Genomic DNA, 22,096 nt, shown 5'->3' with positions numbered 1-22,096 from the left:
AGGCTGCGGCAAGCCCCGAGGGCAGGTCAGGCGGGCTTGGCCGGGCAGGGCGAGTGCGTCTCGTTGGTGGCTACGCTGAACGCCTGCGTGGTCTGGCCGTCGATGGTGAGGCTGCTGAAGCACTGCGAGATGTCGGCCCATCCGGCGACGTACGGCTGACCGCAGTCGTTGCAGGTGCGGACGTTCGGCTCGAACGGGTTGGCGGTCGCCGCCTTGAAGTCCGGGACGCGCACGTCGATGTCGACGCTGAGCGTGTTCCGCTCGTTCGCGGGCGTCCCTCGCCCTCCACGGATGCCGAGACGTCGGCAGCACGGCACGCAGCGGCGCAGGCTGAGGCGGGATCCCATGCCGGGGACGGCGAGCGCGATCCGGCTGCCGCACGCGGTGAACCGGACGATCGGGTCGCCCCGGTCGATGCTGTCGCGGTGCTGCTGCTGGGTGAGTTCGTCGGCGGGTACGGCGTGGAGCCGACGCCAACTGCCCCACGCAGTCAGCCACCAGTGGGACCGGTTGGCCTCGGTCGGGTGGTGGGTCACAGCACCCACCCGCAGACGGTGTTGAACGCGCTCAGGGCGAGTCCTGCCGCAATCAGGTACCAGAGCCCACGCGACAGGTGCAGCGGGACCGGTTCGGCGAGGCGTTCGAGCACCGTCGGCTTCACCGCTGCGGCCATCTCGGCGCAGTGGGCGCGGTGGGCGGCGCGCTCGTTGCTGAGGGCGTCGCCGTACTCGGAGCGCCACTGGCCGCAACTGCACGCGATGCGCCCTCCGCCGGTGCCACGGTTGGGCATGGCGCGGTGCTCGGGCTGCTTGGTCACGACTGCTCCTGGGTGGGCTGGTGGAGGGCGGCTTGGGCGCGTTCGATGCGGCTTTCGTAGACGCGGCGCTGCCGGGCGAACTCGGCTTGCAGGTCCTTGATCCGCTGGTCGGCGTCGGCGATGCGCTTGTCGGCTGCGGCGTGGGCGGCGCGCGCTTCGCCTTCGAGCCGCCGGATCTTGGCGACGACTTCGGATGACGCGGCGGACACCCACTTGCCGTCGACGTAGATCTCGACGCCGTCCGGCCACAGCGCGGACGCGGTCTCGGGGTGGGCGGCGAGCCAGTCGAGGGCGTACTGGGCGACGACGGTGACGTCGGTGGCGATGCACGTGCCCCAGTGGTCGTCGTAGTCGACGCGGTCATGGAGGTACACGCCGAGTTTGTCTGCGTCGTCGGGCTTGTCGGTCATGTCATCTCCGTGGTGTCGTCGCTGGCGGGCCACACGTGTCCGCATCCGCACGTCTGGCCGTGGTGGCAGGCGCATTCGCAGTGCCCGATGTCCACACAGTCCGGCTCGGTGCACACGTCGGCGCCGCAGTAGCCGTAGACGACGCCGCTGGTGCACCGGGCGCCGTAGGTCGGGGTCGGGCAGTCGTCGTGGTCGTGGGTCACGGCTGGTCCGGGTGCTTCTCGCCGCAGTGCGGGCAGGCGCACACCCCGTCGGGTCGGCACGTCCGGCAGTCGCAGTAGCAGACCTTGAAGCGGGTGTGCTCCGGGCAGGACGTCTCGTGCACGCGGTCGCGGTGCTGACCGAGGAGGTTGCGCAGGGCGGCCTGGATCTCGTCCGGCGTGACTGTCGCTTCGAGCTTGGTCAGGTCGTCGGCGAGCATCCGGATGCCTCGGATGAGGTGGTCGCGGCCAGAGCGCTGTACGTCCCGGTCGGCGAGCATCTTGAGCAGTTCCGCTGACTGGACCTGCCAGATCTCGTCGCCCGTGTTGCGCTTCCGGAGCATCGCGTGCTCGTCGTACAGAACCTCAACCATCGGGTCCGTCAGCCGGTCGAGCGGCCAGCGTTCGCCGCGCGTAAGGGCTACGCGAAAGGCGTCGAGGCGGTCGTCGTCTTCCTGCCCTCGCGCGAGGTCCATCGCCTGGGCGTACGCCGCCGGGTGGCCCTTGCAGATCCACGGGTAGGGCAGGTCGCTGCCGCAGTACGGACAGTCCTCCGCGTTCTCGCCGGGCGGGATGTCCTGGGCGGCGGCCTCGCGTTCGGCGTCGAGCTGGTCGCCGAGCCGGTCGGCTTCCTCGCCGAAGATCTTCGGAAGCGGCGGTCCGCTGTCGGGCAGGATCGTCACGTTGTCGCGGGTGAAGTACGGGCTGCGCGGCACCCACTTCGCGGTCGGGACGGGGCACTTCCCGGTCGGGTGCACGACCGGCGACAAGCGTTCGTGGTGGCCGCAGTTGACGCACCAGAGGTAGTTCGGCGCGACGTCATCCGACGGCCACTCGTGGTCGCACGCCACGTCGCTGTCTGCCGTGTCGCTGTCTGCTGCGTGGCTGTGCGCGGGGATCGGCTCGGTCATCGCGGGGGCTCCTCGTCTTGCGGGTCCCAGTAGCTGGCGTCGTCCTCGGTTGGGCAGGTGCACAGCGACGACCACGAGGCCACGCCGCAGTCGCAGCGCGGGCATTCGCACGAGCCGATGCCGTCGCCTTGGCCGTCGTGGATGTCGGGCAGGTTGCACACGTCGCAGGTCATCGGGTCTCCGTGTGTTCGGCGAGGTGGGCGAGGCCGGCAGCGAGCGCGGCGGGGTGGGACTCGGCGAGTCCGGCGGCGGCCTTGGGGAGGCGGAGTGCCTGGTCGCGGCAGGTGTCGCAGGTGTACGCGACGGTGCTGACGTCGGTGTGGAGGTGCCGGTCGCAGTACCAGTGGCCGCAGCCGATGCCTCCGGGCCGGCCGGGTGTGGTGCCGCAGAGCTGGTGTTCGGCCTGGTCGACGCGTCGGGTGCAGTCGTTGTGGCCGCAGATGGTGGTGGCGATGGTGTCCATGCGTGTCTCCGGGGTGGGTGGCCCGGCTGCCGGGGGGCGACAGCCGGGCCGTTGCGGGTTAGCGGACGATGCCTGCGTTGCGGGCGTCGGCCAGCCAGGACGCGAACTCCGAGGTGAGGCCGTCGTACAGCGCCTCGTCGGTGACGGCGCGCGGGTTCGCGGCGTGGAAGAACGACGCGTTGTCGACGCGGCGGCCGGTCAGGTCGTCGAGGCGCTCCAGGAACTGGATCGAGCCGCCGAACCCGACGAACGCGAAGAACACTGGGAACGACGACAGGTCACGCAGGACGCGCTCGGTTTCGGCCTGGTCGCCGGGCGCGCCGTCGGTCTGGAAGATCACCAGGGCCGGGTCGGTCGCGTTGCTCAGCGAGTAGTCGCGGAACACGGTGGTCATCGCCGGGGCGTAGTTGGTGCCGCCCCAGTAGCACTTGACGTGCTCGCGGTCGACGATCCCGGCGTAGTTGTCGAGGCGGACGTCGACGGTCGCGTCGACGGCGGACGAGAAGAACGACATGGGCACGGTGCCGTCGTCGTCGAGGTTCGCGGAGAGGGCGAGGGTCTGCTCGGCGAGGCGCTGCACGGACCCGTCGCGGTAGAAGCCCTCGAGGCTGACGGCGGCCTTCTTGGTGAGGTCGATCAGGCCGTTGGGGATGTCGGTCTTGGTGGACTTGCGGAACAGGCTCACGGGGTCTCCTGTGACTGGTTGGCTGGCTGGTTCTGATGGGTGGTCAGGTGGTCGGGGTGATGCCGGGGTGGACGACGGCGGGCGGGTCAGAAGCAGAAGTCGCAGGTGCAGTGGGTGCGGGACACGCGCTCGATCCCGTCGTCGCCTCGGCGCCAGGACGAACGGCAGCCGACGGTGGACGGCCAGTGCTCCACGGGTGTGCCGGACTGGCATGTCTCGCAGTCGGCGGGGCGCGGGTTGGCGTCGCGTTCGGCGGCCAGTTCCTCGCGGGTGAGCGGCGGGATCTTGTAGACCATGGGGTTCTCCTCGTTCGTGTCGGTTGCGGCTGTTGTGCGGAGTTCGCCCACCCGAGGCCCTGTGCGCCTCTCTGCGGGCCCGGGAGGGGTGCGGGTCTAGTCCGCGCCCGCCGGAGTGGGGTCGCGGGGCTCAGGCGGGCGCACAGGGGCGCTCGCGGGGGTAGGGAGGGGCGCAGGTTCGCCCGGCTGCCACACGTGCGTCTCGTCGATCACGACGCCCACGGCGGGCGGCACCGGGTCGTGGCCGCACGTGAGCCGGACGAACGACGGCTTGCCGACGACCTCCAGCTCGATCCGCTCCCCGTCGCAGCCGTGCACCGGGCAGTCCGCACCCGACGCCGCGTGCCACCTGTCGAGGACCGCCCGCTCGAACCCGTCGTCGTCCGCCATCCGGCACACCGCGTGCCTCGGATCCGACGGCAGGCCCTGCCGGTCCCGGTGCGCCGCCCGGAAACACGCCGCCTCACGACGCTCGGCAGCCAGCGCGATCCGCAGGCGGGTGATGCGGGCATCGCGGCGGGCGAGTTCGGTCAGCAACGCGGGCAGGTGCTCCTGGAGGATCCGCCCGAGTGCGTTGACCGCGAAGAGCGGCAAGGGCGCCGTGGCGACCAGTGGTTGCCCAGGCGCAGCCGGAGCCTGGTACGTAGCCAGGTCCGCACGCACAGCGGCGAGATCGAGGTCAGGCACCGGACGGCCTGCCCTTCACCATCAGCGCCAGGAAGATCGCCTCGTCGTTCAGCAGCCGAGGCATCGGCAGCCCGTTCGCGACGGCCAGCAGCACATCGCCGTGGCACGCGTGCTCCGGCGGACACCAGCAGGCGAGGTCCCGACCGCCCAACTCGGCGCGGATCTCCTCGTCCGGCGGATACGGCATCAGCAGGTCCGGGTGCGGGAAGTCCGCGCGCCCGGCCAGCAGGAGAGCGAACTGCGACGCGGCGATCAAGTGCTCGCGGGCGCTGGAGTCGTACGCGCGGTACGGGTTGCCCCAGCGGCTGCTGCGGTCGACGATCACCGCGCCGGGCGGCAGACGCCAGCCCTTCGTGCGACGGCGCTGGACACGGGCGGGCATCAGGGGGTCTCCGATCGGGCGGCGAGGCGGGAGGCGAGGTCGCGTAGCTCGGCGAGTTCGTCGGCGTCGACGACGGCCCAGCCCGCGGTCTCCAGGTGGCGGGCGACGAACAGCGCGTCGGCGTCCGCGTTCATGCCGATCTCGTCGCCGACGGCGTACAGCGCTTCGGCGAGGACGGGCACGGCAGCGTCGGGGATCATGCGGGGCCTCCGGTGTCGGGAGGGTCGATGGACAACTGCTCGTCGGCGTCGTCTCCGCGGGCGTCCCACTGCGCCTTGTACTCGGCGCGTCCTTCAGCGCAGGCCGCGCGGGCGTGGAAGACGGCGCTGTTGTCGCCGAGGTCGGGGCGCCATAGGTTCGGGCCGGGGAACCGGGCGGCGTTCATGCGCCGGGTGATCGCCTCGCCGCAGGCGAGGCAGTGGCCGCGCGGGATCGCGAGGAGTTCGGTGGTGCGTTTCATCTGAAACGAGATGTGGCCCTCGGTGATCTCGTGCCGGCACGGCGGGAGCTCCCGGCAGATCCGGCAGATCGCGTAGTGCTCGGGGAGCACCCACCACTGATGGTTGGCGGGACCGCACAGGTGCAGCGGCTTGGCCGTCGGCTGCTCGTCGGGCTGGAGCACGACGACCACCGGCCGGTACCGCCACGTGGAGCGGTCGCCTCGCCCGCGTTCCTGCCACGCCTGCTCGAACTTGTCGCCCCAGAGTTCGTCGGGGCGTTCGCGGACCTCGATCACGCGGTGCGGTTCGCGTTCCCAGACGACAATGGTTCCGGGCTGGAGTTCGTCGGAGCAGGTCCACTGGGTGCGCTGCCGGGGGTACCAGCGGTTGGCGGCGGGGTCGCCGTAGACGCGGATTGTCATGCGGCGGCGTCCTTCCGGGTGTTGCGCTGCTCGGCCTCGGCGACGAGCGCGACGAGCTGGGCGCGGTACGGGCTGGTGTTCAGAACCGCTTCGCCGTGGCGGCCCTCGATCCACTTCGGGCCGATGTAGCCCGTCCACATCTCGGGGGCCGCGAACTTGCACGGCGCCACGCACAGTTGCTCGGCGAGGTCCGGGTGGGCGAGGACGGCCGCGCGGTTGCGGGCCGCGTCCGCGGTGCCCTGGGTGCGGGCCGCGGTCAGCAGCGCCTTCAGGTCGCCCTGCGCGCGGACCTCGCGGATGTCGTCCTCGGTGATGCGGTACGTCACGTCGACTCCTCGGGGACGGGCTGGCCGACGCCGGCTACGAGTTCGCCGACGACGACCTGGTCGGCTCCGGCGGTGAGCGCCTTCTCGGGGTCGGCGGCGCGGCGGCCGGACGCCACCAGCTCGATCTGGGCGCGGCGCCGGGCCAGGTACACCTGCGGGTCGCCGTCTCCGTCGCCGGGCACGTACACGAATCCGTCGAGGCGCTTGGCGCGTATGCGCCTGACCTCGGCGACGATGTCGGACGTCGAGATAAACGCCTGCCGCCCGGCGATGGCTGCCGCGGCCTGCTTGCAGTCGTCGAATCCGTACGGGCCGAGGACGTCGAACCAGGCGTCCGCGGTGAACTCGTCGAACTTCTGGTGCGGGCAGAGCGCTTTGACGTAGCGGGTGATCGAGACCGCTTCGAGCTCGTTCACGACGCCTCCTGTTCCTTCGCTGCGACTCGGGCGGCGGCACGGGAGGCCATGCGGGCGAACATGTCGTCGGTCTCCTGCTGCTGCCGGGACCCGGCTCCGGTGGGCGCCGTGCGGTTCATGACTTCGTTCACGAGCGCGGGCAGCGCCGACGGGTGCAGGCCGCGGTGAGCCCACTGCGCGAGGCCGGCGCGGACGTGGTGCGGGTCGATGCCTTCGTCGAGGAGCTGCTTGAGCTGTTTGGAGACCTGGCCGATGACGTTGCCGGGCGGCCGGTTGCGGACGTTGTCGATCCACTCGCCGACGAGGGTCTGGGCGGTGGTCGTTTCGACGAGGACGAGCTCGGCGCCGGCGGCGGTGTCGTCGACGAGTTCGGCGTCGACGACGTCCGGCTCGGGCTCGGGCGTCCCGGGGAGGGCCTCTTGCCGGCCGTAGGCCGAACTGGGGTCAGGGGCAGGGGTAGGGGTAGGGGCAGGGGCAGGGGCAGGGGAATGCGCGTGTGATGTGCGCGCGTGCGCGTGCGTAGAGGGTTCGCGAGGAGGATCCGAGAGGGTTTCGGAGGAGGATGCGGAACCCCCTGCGAAAGGGTTCGCCAGGGGTATCGCAGGGGGTTCCGATACCCCTGGCGATCCCCCTCCGCTGGGGTCGGGCAGGGGGCTCGGGTCCGGTACGGCGATGGCCTTGCGGAGCGCGCCGATGTGGTCGGCGATCTGCCGGCGCACAGACGGTCCACCGCGCGCCGTAGCCTCGTCGCTGAGTTCGTCGAGGGGGATGCGGTCCATCTCGGCGAGCAGCGCGCGCCGCAGGTGATGCGACGAGATCTCCTGTGCGCCGGACACCATCGCGCCCATCACCTTCGGCATCTTCCAGACGCCGTCGTTGCGGACGAACGTGCGGATGAGGACTTCCTCCGTCTCCTCGTCGAGGACGACGAACCGAGCGTCGGCCAAGACGTGGAGTCGCTCCTCAAGTCCGGCGACGGACAACCCGCGGGCCTTCCTCGCCCAGCGCTTCAGCGTGAGCGGCAACAGCCCCGCGTGGTTGAGGTTGGGCTGCGAGATGAGGAACAGGTAGAGCCGCTGCGGCCCTTCGTCCAGCGCGCAGAAATCCTCGTTGTCCCAGATGGACGTAAGGGTGCGGCCGTGCGCGCGCGCCATCAGGCACCGCCAGCGGCAGCGCCGAGGATGCTGGACACGGCAAGCCCGGAGTGGCTCCAACACGCTTCGCGCGTCTCCTGCTTGGTACTGCGGATGCGGGCCATCAGCGCGGCATCTCCTTGCACTCGTACGTGGAGGGAAATCGGGTGTTGCGGGATCAGTGGTCGCGGGCCTGCCTGGCTCCCGCGTGCGGGCAGTTGCCGCACCAGCAGATGCGGGGCGGGCAGTACGCGTCCCGCCCGGGCTCCTCCGCCTCGGCCAGAGCAGCGGGCGTATGGGAGCGGCAGCGGCGACCTGCTGCGTACAGGCGCACGCCCTCGGTGGATCCGCACCATGCGCAGCTGCCGGCCGGTCGCTGCGGCCGAGCGGGCTGCGTGCAGTGCCAGCAGCGCCGAGACCCGGTGCTGTCCAGGAGCGAGACCGTTCGGCCGCAGCCGCCGACACACAGGGCAGGCCGGCAGGTCGGGCCGCCTCGGCTTGCGTGCGACGCCGCGGCCGCCTCGGGCTCTGGAGATGCAGGGCCACCCCCGTCGAGGTACCGGTCCCTGTCGGCGGCGGTCACCCAGATCCGGTGGATGCGCGAAGTCGGGGTCAGCTGAAACTCGATGGGGGCCAACAGCCCGGAGGACGCGCCGCGCACCAGGGAGTCCAGGCCGATGGCCGCGGGTTCATGCTTCGGGTGCAGACCGCCGCAGTAACCACTGCGCCGGTCCGGGCACGGCAGTCCGCGCAGCACCCCGCAGCGGTCCCAGGTCAGGCGCCGGAAGCCGGACCGGATCTCCAGGTCGCGGCGCCCGAGTATGGCCTCCGGCGGCAGCACGTCGGCACGTGTCCACCACGTGTCCGACCGCGCGCTCAGGTCCCGCTTGTCCGTGTGCCAGATCTGGACGTAGCCCAACTCCTCGCCGACACGCCGGCGGTAGGCGATATTCGGCGCCGACACGTCGGAGACCTGCACCTCTCCGCGGACCACGATCCCGCCGGCGCCCTCGATCAGGACGTCGCTGCGTATGCGCCGCCCCGGAGAGGAGACTTCGGTCTTCGCCCGGTGACCTGCTTCTTCCGCAGTACGGACAAGCCGTTCCTGGTACGCCTTGTGCTCGGGAGACGTCGGCGTGAAGTGCAGCTGCTGGTGTGCCTCGCTGAGATGGACGGCCTCGCGAAGCCCATTGCGCTCCCTCAGGTACATGTACGCCTCGACGCCCCGGTCCCAGCAGATTCCTGCGCATCGGAGGCCGCGACGACGAGCAGGCTCACGCTTGTCCGCCCGCAAGCGCTCCCACAGGTCGGGCATGTCGGGGTGCCCGAGGTCGGGCCGCGTGAGGTCGAGGCGGATCTGAAGTTCGGTGTGCCATACGGGGTTTGCCACGGCCGTCTCCTCTCGGCGCTCGTGTCGGTCTTGGCCCGTGCCCGGCCGGCGTGTCACGGCCGGGCACGGGAGATCAGGCGGAGTACGCCGACTCGGCAGCGAGGAGCCCGGCCTCGTACAGGCGCTGCATGCGCTTCTCGTCGAGACGCCGTCGGGTGCGGTGGGCTTCGGCGTTGTGGCAGTCGGTGCACCAGGAGCCGTGGCCGTCGTCGCGGAGGCGGTTGACGGGGTAGGCGGTGAGCTGCTTGCTGAGGCCGCACTGCTTGCACTTCTTGGCGCGCGGCTTGCGCTTCTCGGCGCAGGGGATGCAGCGGGCTTGGAGGCCGTCGGCGCTGGAGCCGTGGCGCTTGAAGCTGGCGGCGGGCAGTTCGTCGAAGCAGTCGTCGCAGATCTTCAGGTCGGGGGTGTCGGTGGCAGCGGGCATCACAGGCTCCGGGCGGGGTCGAGGGCGGGCCACGCGACCTTGTCGAGCGCGGCACGGTGGGTGGCGGGCATGGCGACGGGCGCGTGGCCGAGGTGGTCGAGGCCGATCAGCGCGAGCACGGCGGCGTCGACGCGGTTGTTGTCGGCGTCGGTCTTGATGTCCGGCCAGCGGCGGGCTACGGCGTCGACGACCTTCTCCTTCGACGCGGCGCCCTTCCCGGTGGCGTAGAGCATGCGTTGCGACGGGGAGACGACGGCGATCGGCGCGTACTGGTGGAGGGAGTCGTAGGCGAGCCACCACAGGCCGCCGCGGTCCCATGTGCCGGCGCCTTTGGATCCGTACGACGGGCCTTCGACGACGATCAGGTCGGGCCTGACGGGGCCGCGTTCGACGACGGAGCACAGTGCGCGGACGATGCCTGCCATGCGCCGGCACTGGGCGAGGTGCCCGGACTGAGCCTCGCTGGTGATGACGTCGGTGTGGAGGAGTCCGAGTCGGTTGTCGGCCCATCCGGTGGCGGTGAGGCTGAGGTCGATCCCGATCACGCGCGGCTCGGTCACCACTCACCGCCGTCGAGTCGCTTCTCGATGGCGCTGATGGCCTTGGCCTGCTCGGTGACGGCGCGCGCGATGTGGGTCATGTGGACGGCCATGCGTCGCTGCTGCGAGGAGTGGTGGGCGGCCCACCCGAATCCGGTGAGCGCGAGGACGGCGAAGACGCTGAGGAGGGTGGCGAGGGTCATCGGTTACGCCTCCTGTGCGGCGTTGAAGGAGGGCTTCGCGTCGGCGAATGTGGCCACCGGGATGGTGGTCTGGCGGTGGACTTCGTCGAGCCAGCCGCGAAGGGCGGGCAAGTTCTGGTCAGGCCCGAAGGCGAGATACGTGCCGTCGGCGGAGTCGCAGCCGAACCATTCGGCGATTGCGAGGCGGCGGCGGGAGTTGACCCGGCCCATGTGCACGGTCAGCCCGCGGTCCGTGGCCTCCCGGGCGAGGCGGGCAGCGACCGGCCCGATCTTCCATTCGGTGGATCCGGCGAGGAACAGCACGTCGAACTCGTCCCATGGCAGCCCGAGTCGGTCGCATCCGTCCTGCGCGGCGAACGCCGCCGGGATGCCGAGGCTGCGTATGCGGGCGAGCCACGGCCGGGACTCGGCGAGGGTGCCGGCCGCGTCGAACGGGGCGTCGGGGGCGACGGCCCACAGGCACCGGTCGGCGCCGTACCGGGCGACCGTCTTTTGCAGCCACGCCCACCACGCGTCGGCGCCGGGCCAGCCCTTCCCGAACTTCCCGTTGTCGCAGGCGTACACGGCGCCGTCCGGGACGACGTTGCCTTGGGCGGGCGTGGTCATGCACCCGAGGAGTCCGGCGGTCATGGCGGCCCGCACGTCAGGCCCCGACGGAGTGGCCAAGTACCGCATGGCGCACCTGCCTGACGGCTACGACGACGGCGACGGGGACGGCGGTGGCCCACAGGGCTTTGCCGACGAGTTGCCCGGCCATGGCGGTGGAGGTGGTCGGGAAGCCGGCGAGGGTGAGGAACACCCACGTGTCGGCGACCGCTCCCACGAGCCCGGACAGGAGGACGGCGCGGGCCCATCCGCGGCGCCGCAGCGGCGTGTACACGGCCATGTCGACGGCCTCGGCCACCAGGAAAGCTGTGGCTGAAGCGACGGCGAGAGCGGGCGACGTCCACCAGGTCAAGGCGGCGCCGAAGAGGATCCCGGCGATGACCCACGCCCGGCCGCACGTGTCTTGCACGAGGTCGCGGAGGAGCAGGGCGAGGCCCGCGGCGTAGGTGCCGGCGGTGGCGGTGAGACCGAACCCGACCGGGACGAAGCCGTACCTGGTGGTGGTCCAGTTCGCCAGGGTGATCGCGGCGACGTACCCGGTGGCAGCCACGGCGCCCGCGGCATGGCGGGTGGAGGTGTCCACGTCACGCCTCCTTCGCCGCGAGCCGGGCGCGGAGGTCGAGGAGTTCGGTGCGGACCTCTTCGACGTCGGCGACGAAGCCGAGGGTGGTGCCGTTGGTGTGGCCGACGGCGGCTTGGTACACGGCGACGAGCAGGGCGCACGCCTCGGCGTGCTCCTCGCGGTAGCGGTCGGCGTCGGCTCGGGCTTGGTCGCGCTGCTGGGCGAGTTCTTCGATGGAGTCGTCGATGCGGGGCCAGGTGTCGCCGCCGTGGGCTTGGTTGATCCCGGCGGCATAGAGGACGTCACGGGCGGCTTCGAGGAGCGCGATCCGCTCGTCGGCCCCAGCGCGCAGGCGACCGACCTCCGCCCGGAGCCGCCGGATTTCGGCGGCCATCTCCGGCGCTCCGATCTCGGCGATCCAGTCGGCTGCGGCGTCGGCGTCGTTCTCCATGCGGGTGATGTCGGCGGTGGTGGCGCCTGCTTCGAGGGCGGCTTGGATGCTTGCGCGGAGGCCGCTGTGCTTGGCGAGCCAGCAGTCGATCTCGTCGAGGCGCGCAGCGGTCATCGGGGTGTCAGGCACCGTCGGCCTCCCAGCGGATCGTCTCGGCGATCTCCTCCAGAGCACCCGTCAGGAATCCGATGTCGCTGACCGGAACCGCCACCGACTCGCGGCCGACGCGGATGACGACGCGCAGTACGTCTTCGGTGATGTCGGGGTCGAAGGTGATGCGGACGCCGTCGGTGTCGGTGTACTCGAAGCGCGGGTTGGCGCTCATGCTGCGTACTCCTCGGGAACGGTTTCGAGTTCGTGGGTCGCGTCGGGGTCGAGCCACACGACGTCGGCGGTCTTGGGCGGCGGGTCTCCGATGCGGCGGTGGCGGCCGGACGGCTCACGCACATCCCGCACCGCGGCGGCGAGCGCCTCGAGGGCACGGCGTGCGAGGCGGAAAGCCCTTGGGGCCAGCCAGCGGACGCCGAGGCTCGTGCCCAACAGCAGCGACGCAGCAGCCGACATGCCGAGGAGGATGAGCAGGATGGCCGCGAAAACGATCAGGCCCGCGGCGAGGACGTACAGGAAGTCGGTCACCGGTCGTCCTCCTTGCCGAGGATCCCGAGGAGCCTGCCGACGATCAGGGCCAGCACGACCGCGACGACCAGCCAGACGATGAGGACGGTCACGACTCCACCGCCGGAAGGTCGTCGTCCGGGTACCAGGCGGCGGGCTTCTCGAACTCCGTGCGGTAGTCCCCGCCGAACGAGACCGCCACGACGTTGTCACTCAACGCGGTGAACTGGCCGACGAACTGAGCGCGGAACACGTCGCCGAGGTCGCTGTCCTCCCAGTACTCCTTGCTGCCGTCCGGGAGGAACGCGTACGACACGTAGCCGTTCAGCGGTGCTTTGATGGGGCCGACCACCAGCGGACGGAACCCCTCCGGCAACGACCTGCGGAACGCGTCGATGTCCGGCAGGCCACCGTCGCGCCACTCGGCAGTGGTGACGATGACCGCGTCGTGCTTGATGTAGCCCATCAGGGGTTCTCCTCGTCGGTGTCGGCCTCGGGCCGGTCGGGCAGCAGCCCGTCCAGCCACTCGTCCGGGTCCATCAGCAGGTCGTCGAGGGCCCGCTGGTACTGCCGCAGCCGGGCGCGCTGCTCACGCCTCGCGCGCTCCTCCACGGTCAGCACCCGGGCCGTACGCTGCGGGCGGTGGTGACCGCCGATCCCGGCCATCACGACCGCCTCTCCTGCCGCAGCCACGACGCGAACTTCGGGTCGATCTCGGCAAGGAAGTCGTCGATGTCGGCCTGAGGCGTCTCGTACGCGACCTCCGCGAACCGGGCCTCCCACGCCAGCTCACGCCAACTGCGGAACTCGGGGTCCACCCGCACCGAATGCACGTCAGGCTCGATCGGGTCCGGGCCCTGGAAGTACGGGTCCAGCTCCGACGGGAAGTACCTGTCCCGGAGCCAGCGGGCCTCCGTCATGGCCTTGCGCCAGGCGCGGCGCACAGCCCGCCTCACGACTCGCCTCCGTCGTCCACGAACTCGGCCTCGTACACCGGCTCCTGCGGCTGCTGCTGGACGGGTGCGGGCTGCGGACGGGGCGCCGGCCTCGGCTGCTCTGCGGCAACGTCGCGCACCGCGCGCAGCTGCTCGCGCATGTACTCGGCGCTGGTCGGGACCCACTTTGTGAGACGGTGCGCGGCGGTCTTCAGCCACATCGCCTCTTCGTGCAGCTGCCACGGCGACCAGGACTTGTCGCTGCTGGACTGGAGTGCCTTCGCCTCCATGACCTGCTTGCGGTTCAGGACGACGACCTTGCTGGTGGCGCCGTCCTTCATCACCGCGTACGCGTAGACGCCGACCAGGTCCCCGCGCTCCTCGAACCAGTGCACGCCGTGGAACGGCCGCTCCTGCGGGCCCTCCCAGCGCTTCGGGTTCGCCGTGTCGAACAGGCCCGGCGCCCAGATGAAAGCGTCTTGCTGCCGCACGGCTTCGACGACAACCGACGATGCGGCACCTGCCCGATAGATCAGCTCGATCTCGCCTTGGTAGCCGCGGATCCCCGCGACCTCCTCGCGCTGCGTCTTCCCGTTCCACCGCGGCGTCAGGTAGTACTGCTCGGTGCCCGGCTCCAGCCCGAGGCGTGCGGCTTCGAGGAGCGCCGCGATGACGGCGTCGGGGTTGTTGACGGCGGCCTTGGCCAGACGCTCGTCGCGGTTGAACACGCTGACCGCGAGGCGCATGAACGTCTCGGGCTTCACGTGGGACGGCATGACGGCGGCGAAGTCGCCGCGGTACTGCTCGACAAGCGCGCCCGGCCCGTTGTCCCGGACGGCAACAGCGTTCGTGATCTGGCTCATGCGGTGTCCTTCTTCTTGGCGCGCGCAGGCTGGAGCGCGAGCGTGCTGCCGTCGGGCTTGGTGGTCCGGTAGGCGATGAGTTCGCCGAGGGCTTTGGCGCGCAGGGCGTTGCCCATCTCGTCGAGCAGCAGGGACCGGGTCTCGTTCAGCTCGGTCTCGGCGTCCTTCATGGCGGCGCGGGCTGCGATGTACCGGTCGGCGAGTTGCGGCAACACGTCGACGTGGGTGTCCTCGACGCCGTCCGGGAGCTGCTTGACGACGCGGTACGTCTCGCCGTGGCCGTCGATCTTCGGCGCGGCGCCGGCCTGGATCGAGTCGAGGAACTCGCGTGCCCGCTCCCGCATGAACTCCTGCTCGTCCGAGGACGCCCGGATCTCGTACTCGCGGTAGTCCCACCCGGAGATCAGGCAGGCGACGTGCGCGACGGGAAGCCCGAGCGTGTCGAGCTGCCACAGCACCTGGCACCGGTAGTGCACCGGGATGACGTCTGATCCGTCCGGGCCCCAGTCGTCGTCCTTCGCCGACGTCTTCAGCTCCCCGACGCCGATCACCCGGCCGCGGTAGACGAGGAGCCGGTCAGGGGTGGCGCGCTGCCACGGCCGCTCGCGGTTCGCCCACGTGCCCGTCGTCTGCACGTCCCACTGCGGGTGCTCCTCCGCGAACTTCGCCGAAATGGCCGGCTCGTGGCGGGTGCCCCACTCCATGTGCGGCGTGACGTCGATGTCGTCGGAAACGGTGCCGCGCATGCGGTGCCACAGCGAGAACGGCGACTCCCACGGGCTGAGCCCGAGGACCGCGGCGATCCGGGTCGCGGTGATGCTCCCGGCGCGCGCCTCCCTCCACTCCGGGGAGCCAGGCGCGAACTGGCCGACCAGGAACGCCGACCCCGCCCGCCCGGCCGCCGCCGTGGTGGCGGCGGCCTCGGTCCCGGCGGTCACGAGTCGCCCTCGAACTGGCCGCCGAAGCGCTCCGGAGTGAAGTTCGCGTAGTAGACCTCGATCACGCGGTTCGCGGTCGCCTGCGCGCCCGTCAGCGTGGTCGTGGTCCAGTAGCCGTTCGGTCCCATGCCGGGCCCGAACAGGTACCAGCCGATCTCCTCGCGTCCGGGCGTCGGCTCGTCGAAGAGGATCAGGGCCCATCCGCCCGCGCGCCGGTAGCAGCCCTTGTGCTCCGGCACCCATAGCGGCGCGGCCTCGACCGGCGGCGGCCCGAGCCGTTCGAACAGCTTGCCGAGCTGGTCGCCGATGTAGATCAGCGCTTCGACGGTCGCCTTCTTCAGATGCTCGTCGGCGTCGAGGTTGCCGACTTCATCGGCCGCCTTCAGGAAGTCGCGGATCACGGCCACGTGCTCGTCGCGGGTCATCTCAGCCACGAGACCCACCGCCCACGTGCTCCCGTGTCGGCAGCGCGGTCAGCATCCGCACGCCCTCGTGGTCCTCGCGCGGAAACAGCCCGTCCTGCCCCGGCGGGTCCGGGATCGGCTGCGGGTCGGGCGGGCCGTCGTCCTCGTGGCGGTACTCGGTGCACACGTACTGGTGCGCGCGGGAGTAGCGGCCCTCGGCGTCGCGCGGCCCGTCGACGAACTGACGGGGCCGCTTGCCGAGCATCGTCACGCCGATCACCGGGCAGCCCCGAGGGTCGGTGTCGTCACGGTGCGGCTTGTCGTGGATGCAGTGGTCGCAGTTGGCCCACATGAAGCCGTAGCCCTCGGAGCCGTTCGAGAACGCGGGCTCGTCGTACGCCTCGGCCAGCACGGCGTCGAAGTCGTCGGGAGTCACTTCGCACCACCGCCGACCAGCGCGGCCTTGTGCGCGTCGTACTGCTGGATGCCGTGGACGATCGCGTGGCAGCACCACAGGAAGTGGTCCGTGAACTCGCGGAAGTTCCACTCCCACACGTCCGAGAACCGGAAGCCGTCGTACTCGAAATCCTCCAGCAGCGACCGCGCCACGTCCTCGTCGCCGAGCCCCGGCGCGTCGAGAATCTCCACCTTCACCAGCGCCGACAGGACACGGTTGCCTGCGACGTGATGGGCGACGGCCCGCCGGAAAGCGTCCTCGCTGTACCGCTCCGTGGCATCGCGGCGGTCAAAGACCTTCTCCGCCCAGTAGCTCGGGTTGATGCCCTTCGAGCCCCGGAAGAACGTGAACATGTCCTCGTGGCGGGAGAACGCGAAGTCGTCCATGTCGCCACGGATCACGAGGTTCCCGGGCCAGGTGACCAGGTCGAACCAGTGCATGAACGTGCCGGGCTTGGCGAACGTCAGGTGCCGGTACAGGCCGTCGTCGAGGCGGACGGTCATCTCGTGGTCTTTGGTGTCCCTCGCGAACCGGGCCGCGACGTCGTCGTACTCAGCCACGGCCCTCACCGCCCGTCTGGCTGGCGGCACGCGCGGACTCGGCAGCGGTGGCGGCGGCTTCGAGGGCGGCGATGACCTCGGCCTTGGTGCGGTCGGGGGCGTCGTTCCACTTGCCCACTGCGTCGGCGCAGCCTCCGGACGCCCACAGCATCACCCAGTCGAAGTAGTACGCGCCGAGCACCTTCTCGACGAGCCACATCTCGGCTTCGTCCGTGGCGTCCGACGGCACCGACGGGTAGCCGTTCGTGCCGTACCGGATCGCACCAGCAATGCAGCAGCCACCGATCGCCACGCCGTCGTCGTTGAAGAAGTCGCCCTGGTGCCAGCCGCGCTCGCGGATCACGTCGATCGCGTTGCGGTAGATCTGCGGGTTGGGAATCGTCGTCACTTCGACTCACCGACCTTGGCCGCGACGTACGAGACGGTGAACTTCCCGAAGCGACCGCCGTCGATCGTCCCCGCGCCGTCCGCTCCTTCGTCCGTCAGGTCAACGTCGACCTGGTACCACGACGACCCGAGGAAGCGGCCCGCGTAGCCGTACACCACCTCGGCGATCTGCTGCGCGTGCGCCGAGGCGTCGTCGACATCCACCGGCAGGTCAGGAACGTCGCGGCAGCGTCCGATCCGCTCGAACGAAACCAGGTACGTGCTCACGTCGTGCTCCTCACGGCAGCGGCAGGGGTGGTGGTGCGGCGCTCAGCCGCGATACGCGCGTACCGGTCCTCACCGGAGCGGTCCCGCCACGGGTCGACACGCAGCGCATTCAGGTGGTCGAACTCGTCCCACTGAGCGGCAGTCCGCTCCTCCGGCGGCGTCGACCACAGCGGGTCCTCGCAACGCGTGCACTCGGCAGCCATCACGAGTCACCCGCGATCAGGCCATGGCGCTCGGCGTATTCCGCGCACAGGAAGCAACCGCAGCCGCCGTCGAAACGGGCGCGCGTCGCGTGATCCGGACGCCTCGGCGCCGACGGCTCGGACGCGACAACCACCGGGGCCGGGACGCGCGGGTCGTGCTCGCCACGCTGGTAGCGGCGCCACACCGCGTCCTCGGCCAACTCGGACAGACTGCGCGGGCGATCGAAGAACTGCATCACGCACCGTCCGCCGGGTCGCACGGGTCGAACAGGTCACCCGGGGAACCGTCGACGACCGGGCCGGCGCTCAGCACCAGCCGCAGCGCCTCGTTCATGCCGAGCCGGAACGCCGTCTCCGTGAATGGGTGCTCCGCCCGGTGCGCGTCGATCGCCCGCTGGATCAGCGCGGCGTGCTCCGCGCGGATCTCCCGCTCCAACTGGGCCCGCGTCTCCGTCAGCAGCTTCCGCGCTTCCAACTCGACCGCCGCGGCGTGCGAGGTGTCGCGGTCACGCCACGACGCCTCCGTGTACGCGGTGGAGATCGCCTTCGTCGCCGCGTCGATACGGGTGTGCGCGGTCACGGCGACACCTCGGCAGGCGCCAGCTCGCCGATCACCATCAGCGTCACCGCGAAGCCCGCCCACATGCCCTCGGCCTCGAAGTACCGCATCGGGCGGCCACTCGACTCCGCATCGAACGCGGGAGTGGCGGGGATGCCCAGCGCGTTCGCCCACGCGTCCCGGACCGGGGCCGCCTCGTCGGCAGTCAACCGCTCGCCGGACGGCGCGTAGAACCCGCGCAGCCGCACGTGCCCCTCCCACGTCACGTCGACGTTCACGGGCGGGAGCTCGCCGTCCTCGGCGATCAGGCGCGCGATGTTGGTCATCGCAGACACCTGCGTCATGATGTTCATTGCCTTGCCACCTCTCTTGGGACTCGATCGGTCTCGTGGTGGTGGGCACAGCGGGTCGCCTGCTTTCCACGGGAGGCGGCCCGCGCCCATGAGGTCAGGGGGAGTTCTTGATCGCCTCGTCCATCTCGGCCTTGCGCTTCGCGATCCGCTTCTGGATCAGCGCCAGCCCGGCCGGCCGGACGTAAACCGTGTAGTGCGCGCAGGTGCCCCACGTGTGCTCGACCGTCTGCTCGACCGCGTGGAAGTGCCGGGCATGGTCCGCGTAGAAGTCCCACTGGTCCGCGCCGCACGTCGCCTTCCGGCGGTACAGCAGGTGCTCGTCGGCGAGGAACTGCCGGAGCTGCTTCTCCTTCAGGCCCAGCACCTTCGCGGCCTGCCGCACCAGGACGTCACCGTCGTGCGCGGACAGGAACGTGTCGTGCGCGAGCGCCTTCGGCTCCAGCTCGGCGATCTTCCGGTCGGCGTCGACCAACTGGCGGGCCGTCAGCGCGAACTGCTCCGCCATCGCGAGGACACCGGCCGGAGTGGTGATGTCCGGCAGCGCGGGCACCACGGAGTAGGAGCCGGTCTGGCGGATCTGCCGAAGGATCTCCTTGACGCGCTTCTTGATGGCCTGCGCGCCGGGCAGCGAGCTACGGAAGATCAGCTCCCAAAGGCCGTCCTCGTAGATGACGTTCATCGACTGCGGCCCGCCAGGGGTACCCACAATCTGGGTACCCTTTTCGTCCTCTGCGAGCAGGCGCGTGGCCTTCTCTGCGTCGCGATGGCCCATCGTCTTGGCGAAGTCCGAGGCGACCGCGTACACGACGTCGCCCTCGGTCACACCGAAGCGGATGTTGTGACCGAGCACGTCGAAGACGCTCGATCGGCTCGGCTCAGGGATACTGGGGATCAAGACGTGCTCCTAGGTGCATAGGGGTAGGTCCGCACGGCCGGTCCTTCGGGGCCGGCCGTTTGCGTCAGGCGAACGGCCTGATGAACTGCCGAATCGCGGCTTCCTGAATCACCGCCAACGGCTTCTTGGTCCCGGCTGCGAGGGCGCGCAGCACGGGCGGGGAAACCTTGAAGTCGAAGCCGCGGGCGATGTCGTTTACGAGCCCGTGCGACATGCGGTATCCCGTGTCCGGATCGACGGCCTGATTGGCGAAGGCCCGGTAGGAGATCCGCTGTTCGCGCATGGCGTCCTTGACGACCTGCGCGAGCGCGGGGCACTGGCTCTTGATGCGTTTGCGCACGAGGAACAGGGCCTTCCTTCGTGGCGTCAGGCAGCCTTCGGGTCGGCCGCGGCTTCGCGCTTCTTGCGCCGACCGGCCGCCGCCATGAGGGACAGCCGCTGGAAGTGGGCGACGTACTTGTGGCGCGCCATCTCGGCTCGTTGCTCGGCGGGCAGACGGCCTTCCGGGTCGACCTCACGCTCGAAGCGGGCCATCAGGCCGCGCCGGGCCGGCGCCGTACGGGCGGAGCGGTCGCGTGTCTTGGCCCAGCTTTCATGGGCGCCGAGCCGGGCTCGGAGACTGCGCTCCGCGGGATCGAGGGGCATCTGACTGACTCCTTCCGATCATGTACATCTGCATATGCGCATGTCGCGGACGTGCAGGGGGTGGCCAAGTTGGACGCGTCTGCGTTCTTGGCATCTACATTTGCAGATGTGCATAGCTAAGCACAGCGGTGCCCGGAGTGTCCACCGGCTAGTGCCGGTCAGCGTGGAAAAGTTTCGGTCGTTTGTGGACTTCGCACATAGCGTCTGCGTATTCAGACAGAGACAATGGGCTGTCCGGACACCGCCCGCGCGCCGGACTCACGTCCACCTCCCTGACAGCGCGGGCGCTCGGGGGTACAGCACATGAGGACCAGCATGACCGTAGAGCGAGAAACGCTGACGGACCTCGTCAGCGCCGCACTGGGCCCGGGAGGCTTGACCTTCCAGGCATTCCAGGCGCGCGCTGTTGACCCGGACAGCGGCTACCGCCCCAGCACCGGCCTGATCCAGAAGATTCGGGACGGCAGCCTCGTGAAGATCAACCCGTCTCTGGTCCGCGCCATCGCCGCCGGCCTCGGGCGGTCATCGCGTGAGGTCGGCATCGCCGCCCACCGGCAGTACATCGGCACCCCGCTGGAGACCAGCGACATCTACCCGGACCAGCACCCGCCCGAGGTCAACATCGGCGTCACCGGAGTCCCTGGGATCGACGCGGCCAATACGCCGCTCACGCTCGAAGTACTGGAGAAGTACCTCGCGTTGCGGGAGCAGCGTCTCGCCGAACGCGATTCTCCGGAAGGCGACGACGCCGCCGAAGCGTGATCAAGTCGTGACGCTCGGGATGTTTTTTCGCCGAATAATGTGATTCAAGCCACAGGGGTGGCGCGACACGCGTAGCTTTGTGCTTCTCTCCCTGCGCCCGACTCGTACACGTGTTCGGGAAGATCGATGTGTGCCGAGGGGGGCCACACGTGATCGCCAGCATCCCCCGCGCCCGAGAACCGCGGGTCCGCGCCGCCCAACCCCAAGTCTTCTTCCACGCGGAGAAGCTCGACGAAGGGGTACGCGTACTCGTCGCAGACGACCCCGAACTCCACGAACTCCACATCTTCTTCAACCGCGACCTCGACCCGGAAGAACTCGCCGAAGCACTCACCGAAGCAACGCGCCACAACGTCGAACAGTCCCACTGGGTACGCCTGCTCAACACCCTGCTCCCCATCTGACCAGCGCCACCGACGCCCCGGCCCGGCTCAGCTCAGAGCCGGTCACCGGGGCTCAGTGTTCTGTGCGCCGCGTGTGCCCGTTCCATCGCTGCGGACGCGCCGTAGCGTCGCAGCATGTCCGAACTCAGCCACCCCGCGATGCGCATCAGGTCGCCTTCGCTGCCTCCCGAAGCCAGCCACAAGTGGGCGAACGTATGGCGAAAGAGGTGCGGGTGGATGGGGCCGACGCCGGCGTCCTCGGCCATGACCCCCACTAGGTACCTCATCCCGCCGACGCTGAGCGACTGGCCGTTCAGATTGATCCACAACGGTGACGAGGGTTCGTCGAGCGTCGGATAGTCCCGCGCCCGGGCGCGGAGATAGCGGTCAAGCGCAAGCGCGGTCTGACGACCGAAAGGGACTGCTCGTCCGCGGCGCCCCTTTCCAAGAACATGCAGCACCTTCAGGTCGAGGTCGACATCGTCGAGGCAGCGCTTGTTCAACTCGCTGATGCGCAGGCCCGTGTCGATGAACGACCTCAAGATCGCATTGTCTCGGCGGTGCGCGAACGACTTTCCCTGCCGGGCGGCGAGCATTGCCTTGAGCGCGTCCTCGGACAGGACGGCTGGCGGCCTTTCCTCCACCACCGGTGGCGAGACCCGTTCCGCAGGCGAGCGCTCCAACTCCTCTTCCTCGACGAGCCAGTTCAGGAAGACCTTGAGCTGTGACAGGTGCAGAGACGTCGTGCTCTCGGCGAGGGATTCGAGCTTGGCGGAGACCCACGCCTCCACGTGCTCGCGATGCAAGTCCTCCAGGTGCTCGGGGGCCGGCCGCATCTCCTCGGGCGTAGCTGGTTCGTACGACAGGAGGAAGTCACGGAAGCCGTAGGCTGCTTGAACGTAGCCGACGACCGTTCCTGGGGTCAGATTGCGAGCCACCAAGGACCGTCTCCACGATTTGATGAGCGGGTCAAGGTCGAAGGGCATGCGCGCTCCTGGGCCGTCAAAGAGGGGCGAGTATTTCCCAGTGGAACCGCTGTACTTCCCCAAGCGTGCGCCATGCCTTGCCTCCTTCGCAGGTCAACGGACTGATTGCCCAGTAGCTCTA

At 70.0% G+C, this 22,096-nt stretch carries 45 protein-coding genes; 2 read left to right on the top strand and 43 right to left on the bottom strand.

Annotated features, from left to right (window positions below):
- Positions 1-26 precede the first annotated feature (26 nt).
- From AB0C36_RS21515 to AB0C36_RS21310, 42 genes are all read right to left on the bottom strand, one after another.
- A complete protein-coding gene (locus AB0C36_RS21515) occupies positions 27-545 on the bottom strand; it encodes a hypothetical protein (RefSeq protein ID WP_358356327.1) in 519 nt (172 codons plus the stop codon).
- Complete coding sequence (locus AB0C36_RS21510; RefSeq protein WP_358356326.1) at positions 533-817, bottom strand: hypothetical protein; 285 nt, start codon at positions 815-817, stop codon at positions 533-535. The genes AB0C36_RS21515 and AB0C36_RS21510 overlap by 13 nt, the downstream gene beginning before the upstream one ends.
- On the bottom strand, positions 814-1,227 hold the full coding sequence (locus AB0C36_RS21505) for a hypothetical protein (RefSeq protein ID WP_358356324.1): 414 nt from the start codon (positions 1,225-1,227) through the stop codon (positions 814-816). The genes AB0C36_RS21510 and AB0C36_RS21505 overlap by 4 nt, the downstream gene beginning before the upstream one ends.
- Positions 1,224-1,430, bottom strand: a complete 207-nt coding sequence (locus AB0C36_RS21500; protein ID WP_358356322.1) for a hypothetical protein — start codon at positions 1,428-1,430, stop codon at positions 1,224-1,226. Before AB0C36_RS21500 ends, AB0C36_RS21505 begins: the two co-directional genes overlap by 4 nt.
- Positions 1,427-2,338, bottom strand: coding sequence for a hypothetical protein (locus tag AB0C36_RS21495; RefSeq protein WP_358356320.1), 912 nt, complete (start codon positions 2,336-2,338; stop codon positions 1,427-1,429). Before AB0C36_RS21495 ends, AB0C36_RS21500 begins: the two co-directional genes overlap by 4 nt.
- Positions 2,335-2,511, bottom strand: a complete 177-nt coding sequence (locus AB0C36_RS21490; protein WP_358356319.1) for a hypothetical protein — start codon at positions 2,509-2,511, stop codon at positions 2,335-2,337. The genes AB0C36_RS21495 and AB0C36_RS21490 overlap by 4 nt, the downstream gene beginning before the upstream one ends.
- Entirely contained in the window at positions 2,508-2,801 is a 294-nt protein-coding gene (locus AB0C36_RS21485; protein WP_358356318.1) for a hypothetical protein, read from the bottom strand. The genes AB0C36_RS21490 and AB0C36_RS21485 overlap by 4 nt, the downstream gene beginning before the upstream one ends.
- 58 nt (positions 2,802-2,859) lie before the next feature.
- A complete protein-coding gene (locus AB0C36_RS21480; RefSeq protein ID WP_358356316.1) occupies positions 2,860-3,486 on the bottom strand; it encodes a VWA domain-containing protein in 627 nt (208 codons plus the stop codon).
- 86 nt (positions 3,487-3,572) lie between these two features.
- Positions 3,573-3,782 carry a hypothetical protein gene (locus tag AB0C36_RS21475; RefSeq protein ID WP_358356315.1) on the bottom strand — a complete coding sequence of 70 codons (210 nt, stop codon included), beginning with the start codon at positions 3,780-3,782 and terminating at the stop codon, positions 3,573-3,575.
- Positions 3,783-3,878: 96 nt separating this feature from the next.
- Positions 3,879-4,469: a hypothetical protein gene (locus AB0C36_RS21470; protein ID WP_358356313.1), complete on the bottom strand. Its 591-nt coding sequence runs from the start codon at positions 4,467-4,469 to the stop codon at positions 3,879-3,881.
- Entirely contained in the window at positions 4,462-4,851 is a 390-nt protein-coding gene (locus AB0C36_RS21465; RefSeq protein ID WP_358356312.1) for a DUF4326 domain-containing protein, read from the bottom strand. The genes AB0C36_RS21470 and AB0C36_RS21465 overlap by 8 nt, the downstream gene beginning before the upstream one ends.
- Positions 4,851-5,051, bottom strand: coding sequence for a hypothetical protein (locus tag AB0C36_RS21460; RefSeq protein WP_358356311.1), 201 nt, complete (start codon positions 5,049-5,051; stop codon positions 4,851-4,853). Before AB0C36_RS21460 ends, AB0C36_RS21465 begins: the two co-directional genes overlap by 1 nt.
- Entirely contained in the window at positions 5,048-5,713 is a 666-nt protein-coding gene (locus AB0C36_RS21455) for a hypothetical protein (protein ID WP_358356309.1), read from the bottom strand. Before AB0C36_RS21455 ends, AB0C36_RS21460 begins: the two co-directional genes overlap by 4 nt.
- Complete coding sequence (locus AB0C36_RS21450; protein WP_358356307.1) at positions 5,710-6,039, bottom strand: hypothetical protein; 330 nt, start codon at positions 6,037-6,039, stop codon at positions 5,710-5,712. The genes AB0C36_RS21455 and AB0C36_RS21450 overlap by 4 nt, the downstream gene beginning before the upstream one ends.
- Positions 6,036-6,455 (bottom strand): hypothetical protein, encoded by a 420-nt coding sequence (locus AB0C36_RS21445; protein WP_358356305.1) that lies wholly within the window; start codon positions 6,453-6,455, stop codon positions 6,036-6,038. The genes AB0C36_RS21450 and AB0C36_RS21445 overlap by 4 nt, the downstream gene beginning before the upstream one ends.
- Positions 6,452-7,609 carry a hypothetical protein gene (locus AB0C36_RS21440; protein WP_358356303.1) on the bottom strand — a complete coding sequence of 386 codons (1,158 nt, stop codon included), beginning with the start codon at positions 7,607-7,609 and terminating at the stop codon, positions 6,452-6,454. The genes AB0C36_RS21445 and AB0C36_RS21440 overlap by 4 nt, the downstream gene beginning before the upstream one ends.
- Positions 7,610-7,766: 157 nt before the next feature.
- On the bottom strand, positions 7,767-8,978 hold the full coding sequence (locus tag AB0C36_RS21435; RefSeq protein WP_358356302.1) for a hypothetical protein: 1,212 nt from the start codon (positions 8,976-8,978) through the stop codon (positions 7,767-7,769).
- A 73-nt stretch (positions 8,979-9,051) separates the two neighbouring features.
- Positions 9,052-9,402 carry a hypothetical protein gene (locus AB0C36_RS21430; protein WP_358356300.1) on the bottom strand — a complete coding sequence of 117 codons (351 nt, stop codon included), beginning with the start codon at positions 9,400-9,402 and terminating at the stop codon, positions 9,052-9,054.
- Entirely contained in the window at positions 9,402-9,962 is a 561-nt protein-coding gene (locus AB0C36_RS21425; RefSeq protein WP_358356298.1) for a hypothetical protein, read from the bottom strand. The genes AB0C36_RS21430 and AB0C36_RS21425 overlap by 1 nt, the downstream gene beginning before the upstream one ends.
- Positions 9,959-10,144 (bottom strand): hypothetical protein, encoded by a 186-nt coding sequence (locus AB0C36_RS21420; protein ID WP_358356296.1) that lies wholly within the window; start codon positions 10,142-10,144, stop codon positions 9,959-9,961. Before AB0C36_RS21420 ends, AB0C36_RS21425 begins: the two co-directional genes overlap by 4 nt.
- 3 nt (positions 10,145-10,147) lie before the next feature.
- Positions 10,148-10,774, bottom strand: a complete 627-nt coding sequence (locus tag AB0C36_RS21415; protein WP_358356295.1) for a hypothetical protein — start codon at positions 10,772-10,774, stop codon at positions 10,148-10,150.
- 13 nt (positions 10,775-10,787) lie between these two features.
- Positions 10,788-11,333 carry a VUT family protein gene (locus AB0C36_RS21410; protein WP_358356293.1) on the bottom strand — a complete coding sequence of 182 codons (546 nt, stop codon included), beginning with the start codon at positions 11,331-11,333 and terminating at the stop codon, positions 10,788-10,790.
- 1 nt (position 11,334) lies between these two features.
- Positions 11,335-11,892: a hypothetical protein gene (locus AB0C36_RS21405; protein ID WP_358356291.1), complete on the bottom strand. Its 558-nt coding sequence runs from the start codon at positions 11,890-11,892 to the stop codon at positions 11,335-11,337.
- Complete coding sequence (locus AB0C36_RS21400; RefSeq protein WP_358356289.1) at positions 11,885-12,088, bottom strand: hypothetical protein; 204 nt, start codon at positions 12,086-12,088, stop codon at positions 11,885-11,887. The genes AB0C36_RS21405 and AB0C36_RS21400 overlap by 8 nt, the downstream gene beginning before the upstream one ends.
- Positions 12,085-12,399: a hypothetical protein gene (locus AB0C36_RS21395; protein WP_358356287.1), complete on the bottom strand. Its 315-nt coding sequence runs from the start codon at positions 12,397-12,399 to the stop codon at positions 12,085-12,087. Before AB0C36_RS21395 ends, AB0C36_RS21400 begins: the two co-directional genes overlap by 4 nt.
- 88 nt (positions 12,400-12,487) lie before the next feature.
- Positions 12,488-12,844, bottom strand: coding sequence for a hypothetical protein (locus AB0C36_RS21390; protein WP_358356285.1), 357 nt, complete (start codon positions 12,842-12,844; stop codon positions 12,488-12,490).
- Positions 12,844-13,071, bottom strand: a complete 228-nt coding sequence (locus tag AB0C36_RS21385) for a hypothetical protein (RefSeq protein ID WP_358356283.1) — start codon at positions 13,069-13,071, stop codon at positions 12,844-12,846. Before AB0C36_RS21385 ends, AB0C36_RS21390 begins: the two co-directional genes overlap by 1 nt.
- Positions 13,044-13,334, bottom strand: a complete 291-nt coding sequence (locus tag AB0C36_RS21380) for a hypothetical protein (RefSeq protein ID WP_358356281.1) — start codon at positions 13,332-13,334, stop codon at positions 13,044-13,046. Before AB0C36_RS21380 ends, AB0C36_RS21385 begins: the two co-directional genes overlap by 28 nt.
- Positions 13,331-14,176, bottom strand: a complete 846-nt coding sequence (locus AB0C36_RS21375; protein WP_358356280.1) for a recombinase RecT — start codon at positions 14,174-14,176, stop codon at positions 13,331-13,333. Before AB0C36_RS21375 ends, AB0C36_RS21380 begins: the two co-directional genes overlap by 4 nt.
- Positions 14,173-15,114 (bottom strand): YqaJ viral recombinase family nuclease, encoded by a 942-nt coding sequence (locus AB0C36_RS21370; protein ID WP_358356278.1) that lies wholly within the window; start codon positions 15,112-15,114, stop codon positions 14,173-14,175. The genes AB0C36_RS21375 and AB0C36_RS21370 overlap by 4 nt, the downstream gene beginning before the upstream one ends.
- The gene (locus AB0C36_RS21365) at positions 15,111-15,548 is read right to left on the bottom strand and encodes a hypothetical protein (protein ID WP_358356277.1); all 438 of its coding nucleotides are present in this window, start codon (positions 15,546-15,548) and stop codon (positions 15,111-15,113) included. Before AB0C36_RS21365 ends, AB0C36_RS21370 begins: the two co-directional genes overlap by 4 nt.
- Positions 15,541-15,954, bottom strand: a complete 414-nt coding sequence (locus tag AB0C36_RS21360) for a hypothetical protein (protein WP_358356275.1) — start codon at positions 15,952-15,954, stop codon at positions 15,541-15,543. The genes AB0C36_RS21365 and AB0C36_RS21360 overlap by 8 nt, the downstream gene beginning before the upstream one ends.
- Positions 15,951-16,535: a hypothetical protein gene (locus AB0C36_RS21355; protein ID WP_358356273.1), complete on the bottom strand. Its 585-nt coding sequence runs from the start codon at positions 16,533-16,535 to the stop codon at positions 15,951-15,953. The genes AB0C36_RS21360 and AB0C36_RS21355 overlap by 4 nt, the downstream gene beginning before the upstream one ends.
- On the bottom strand, positions 16,528-16,923 hold the full coding sequence (locus tag AB0C36_RS21350; RefSeq protein WP_358356271.1) for a DUF6197 family protein: 396 nt from the start codon (positions 16,921-16,923) through the stop codon (positions 16,528-16,530). Before AB0C36_RS21350 ends, AB0C36_RS21355 begins: the two co-directional genes overlap by 8 nt.
- Positions 16,920-17,189 (bottom strand): hypothetical protein, encoded by a 270-nt coding sequence (locus AB0C36_RS21345; RefSeq protein WP_358356270.1) that lies wholly within the window; start codon positions 17,187-17,189, stop codon positions 16,920-16,922. Before AB0C36_RS21345 ends, AB0C36_RS21350 begins: the two co-directional genes overlap by 4 nt.
- On the bottom strand, positions 17,186-17,392 hold the full coding sequence (locus AB0C36_RS21340; protein WP_358356268.1) for a hypothetical protein: 207 nt from the start codon (positions 17,390-17,392) through the stop codon (positions 17,186-17,188). The genes AB0C36_RS21345 and AB0C36_RS21340 overlap by 4 nt, the downstream gene beginning before the upstream one ends.
- On the bottom strand, positions 17,392-17,628 hold the full coding sequence (locus tag AB0C36_RS21335; RefSeq protein ID WP_358356267.1) for a hypothetical protein: 237 nt from the start codon (positions 17,626-17,628) through the stop codon (positions 17,392-17,394). Before AB0C36_RS21335 ends, AB0C36_RS21340 begins: the two co-directional genes overlap by 1 nt.
- Positions 17,628-17,972, bottom strand: coding sequence for a hypothetical protein (locus tag AB0C36_RS21330; protein WP_358356265.1), 345 nt, complete (start codon positions 17,970-17,972; stop codon positions 17,628-17,630). The genes AB0C36_RS21335 and AB0C36_RS21330 overlap by 1 nt, the downstream gene beginning before the upstream one ends.
- Complete coding sequence (locus AB0C36_RS21325; protein WP_358356263.1) at positions 17,969-18,295, bottom strand: hypothetical protein; 327 nt, start codon at positions 18,293-18,295, stop codon at positions 17,969-17,971. The genes AB0C36_RS21330 and AB0C36_RS21325 overlap by 4 nt, the downstream gene beginning before the upstream one ends.
- A 103-nt stretch (positions 18,296-18,398) precedes the next feature.
- A complete protein-coding gene (locus AB0C36_RS21320; RefSeq protein ID WP_358356261.1) occupies positions 18,399-19,199 on the bottom strand; it encodes a phage antirepressor in 801 nt (266 codons plus the stop codon).
- Positions 19,200-19,263: 64 nt separating this feature from the next.
- Positions 19,264-19,539: a hypothetical protein gene (locus AB0C36_RS21315; RefSeq protein ID WP_358356260.1), complete on the bottom strand. Its 276-nt coding sequence runs from the start codon at positions 19,537-19,539 to the stop codon at positions 19,264-19,266.
- Positions 19,540-19,565: 26 nt separating this feature from the next.
- Entirely contained in the window at positions 19,566-19,844 is a 279-nt protein-coding gene (locus AB0C36_RS21310) for a hypothetical protein (protein ID WP_358356259.1), read from the bottom strand.
- 315 nt (positions 19,845-20,159) lie between these two features.
- On the opposite strand from AB0C36_RS21310, the gene AB0C36_RS21305 reads away from it, so the two are divergent.
- Both AB0C36_RS21305 and AB0C36_RS21300 read left to right on the top strand, forming a co-directional pair.
- Complete coding sequence (locus tag AB0C36_RS21305; protein WP_358356257.1) at positions 20,160-20,606, top strand: hypothetical protein; 447 nt, start codon at positions 20,160-20,162, stop codon at positions 20,604-20,606.
- Positions 20,607-20,755: 149 nt separating this feature from the next.
- Complete coding sequence (locus tag AB0C36_RS21300) at positions 20,756-21,010, top strand: hypothetical protein (RefSeq protein ID WP_358356255.1); 255 nt, start codon at positions 20,756-20,758, stop codon at positions 21,008-21,010.
- Positions 21,011-21,042: 32 nt separating this feature from the next.
- Here the strand turns inward: AB0C36_RS21300 and AB0C36_RS21295 are convergent, their stop codons facing one another.
- On the bottom strand, positions 21,043-21,975 hold the full coding sequence (locus tag AB0C36_RS21295; RefSeq protein WP_358356254.1) for a tyrosine-type recombinase/integrase: 933 nt from the start codon (positions 21,973-21,975) through the stop codon (positions 21,043-21,045).
- Positions 21,976-22,096 lie beyond the last annotated feature (121 nt).

It is taken from the genome of Streptodolium elevatio (assembly GCF_040649515.1).
GTDB lineage: Bacteria > Actinomycetota > Actinomycetes > Streptomycetales > Streptomycetaceae > Yinghuangia > Yinghuangia elevatio.
This window is presented reverse-complemented; position numbering and strand designations above follow the sequence as displayed.

Excerpts from the sequence above, each read along its gene's own strand:
- AB0C36_RS21505 (WP_358356324.1), bottom strand. The coding sequence starts at position 1,227 with ATGACCGACAAGCCCGACGACGCAGACAAACTCGGCGTGTACCTCCAT.
- AB0C36_RS21495 (WP_358356320.1), bottom strand. The coding sequence starts at position 2,338 with ATGACCGAGCCGATCCCCGCGCACAGCCACGCAGCAGACAGCGACACG.
- AB0C36_RS21490 (WP_358356319.1), bottom strand. The coding sequence starts at position 2,511 with ATGACCTGCGACGTGTGCAACCTGCCCGACATCCACGACGGCCAAGGC.
- AB0C36_RS21485 (WP_358356318.1), bottom strand. The coding sequence starts at position 2,801 with ATGGACACCATCGCCACCACCATCTGCGGCCACAACGACTGCACCCGA.
- AB0C36_RS21475 (WP_358356315.1), bottom strand. The coding sequence starts at position 3,782 with ATGGTCTACAAGATCCCGCCGCTCACCCGCGAGGAACTGGCCGCCGAA.
- AB0C36_RS21465 (WP_358356312.1), bottom strand. The coding sequence starts at position 4,851 with ATGCCCGCCCGTGTCCAGCGCCGTCGCACGAAGGGCTGGCGTCTGCCG.
- AB0C36_RS21460 (WP_358356311.1), bottom strand. The coding sequence starts at position 5,051 with ATGATCCCCGACGCTGCCGTGCCCGTCCTCGCCGAAGCGCTGTACGCC.
- AB0C36_RS21455 (WP_358356309.1), bottom strand. The coding sequence starts at position 5,713 with ATGACAATCCGCGTCTACGGCGACCCCGCCGCCAACCGCTGGTACCCC.
- AB0C36_RS21440 (WP_358356303.1), bottom strand. The coding sequence starts at position 7,609 with ATGGCGCGCGCGCACGGCCGCACCCTTACGTCCATCTGGGACAACGAG.
- AB0C36_RS21430 (WP_358356300.1), bottom strand. The coding sequence starts at position 9,402 with ATGCCCGCTGCCACCGACACCCCCGACCTGAAGATCTGCGACGACTGC.
- AB0C36_RS21420 (WP_358356296.1), bottom strand. The coding sequence starts at position 10,144 with ATGACCCTCGCCACCCTCCTCAGCGTCTTCGCCGTCCTCGCGCTCACC.
- AB0C36_RS21415 (WP_358356295.1), bottom strand. The coding sequence starts at position 10,774 with ATGACCGCCGGACTCCTCGGGTGCATGACCACGCCCGCCCAAGGCAAC.
- AB0C36_RS21400 (WP_358356289.1), bottom strand. The coding sequence starts at position 12,088 with ATGAGCGCCAACCCGCGCTTCGAGTACACCGACACCGACGGCGTCCGC.
- AB0C36_RS21390 (WP_358356285.1), bottom strand. The coding sequence starts at position 12,844 with ATGGGCTACATCAAGCACGACGCGGTCATCGTCACCACTGCCGAGTGG.
- AB0C36_RS21375 (WP_358356280.1), bottom strand. The coding sequence starts at position 14,176 with ATGAGCCAGATCACGAACGCTGTTGCCGTCCGGGACAACGGGCCGGGC.
- AB0C36_RS21340 (WP_358356268.1), bottom strand. The coding sequence starts at position 17,392 with ATGGCTGCCGAGTGCACGCGTTGCGAGGACCCGCTGTGGTCGACGCCG.
- AB0C36_RS21335 (WP_358356267.1), bottom strand. The coding sequence starts at position 17,628 with ATGCAGTTCTTCGATCGCCCGCGCAGTCTGTCCGAGTTGGCCGAGGAC.
- AB0C36_RS21325 (WP_358356263.1), bottom strand. The coding sequence starts at position 18,295 with ATGACGCAGGTGTCTGCGATGACCAACATCGCGCGCCTGATCGCCGAG.
- AB0C36_RS21310 (WP_358356259.1), bottom strand. The coding sequence starts at position 19,844 with ATGCCCCTCGATCCCGCGGAGCGCAGTCTCCGAGCCCGGCTCGGCGCC.
- AB0C36_RS21305 (WP_358356257.1), top strand. The coding sequence starts at position 20,160 with ATGACCGTAGAGCGAGAAACGCTGACGGACCTCGTCAGCGCCGCACTG.
- AB0C36_RS21295 (WP_358356254.1), bottom strand. The coding sequence starts at position 21,975 with ATGCCCTTCGACCTTGACCCGCTCATCAAATCGTGGAGACGGTCCTTG.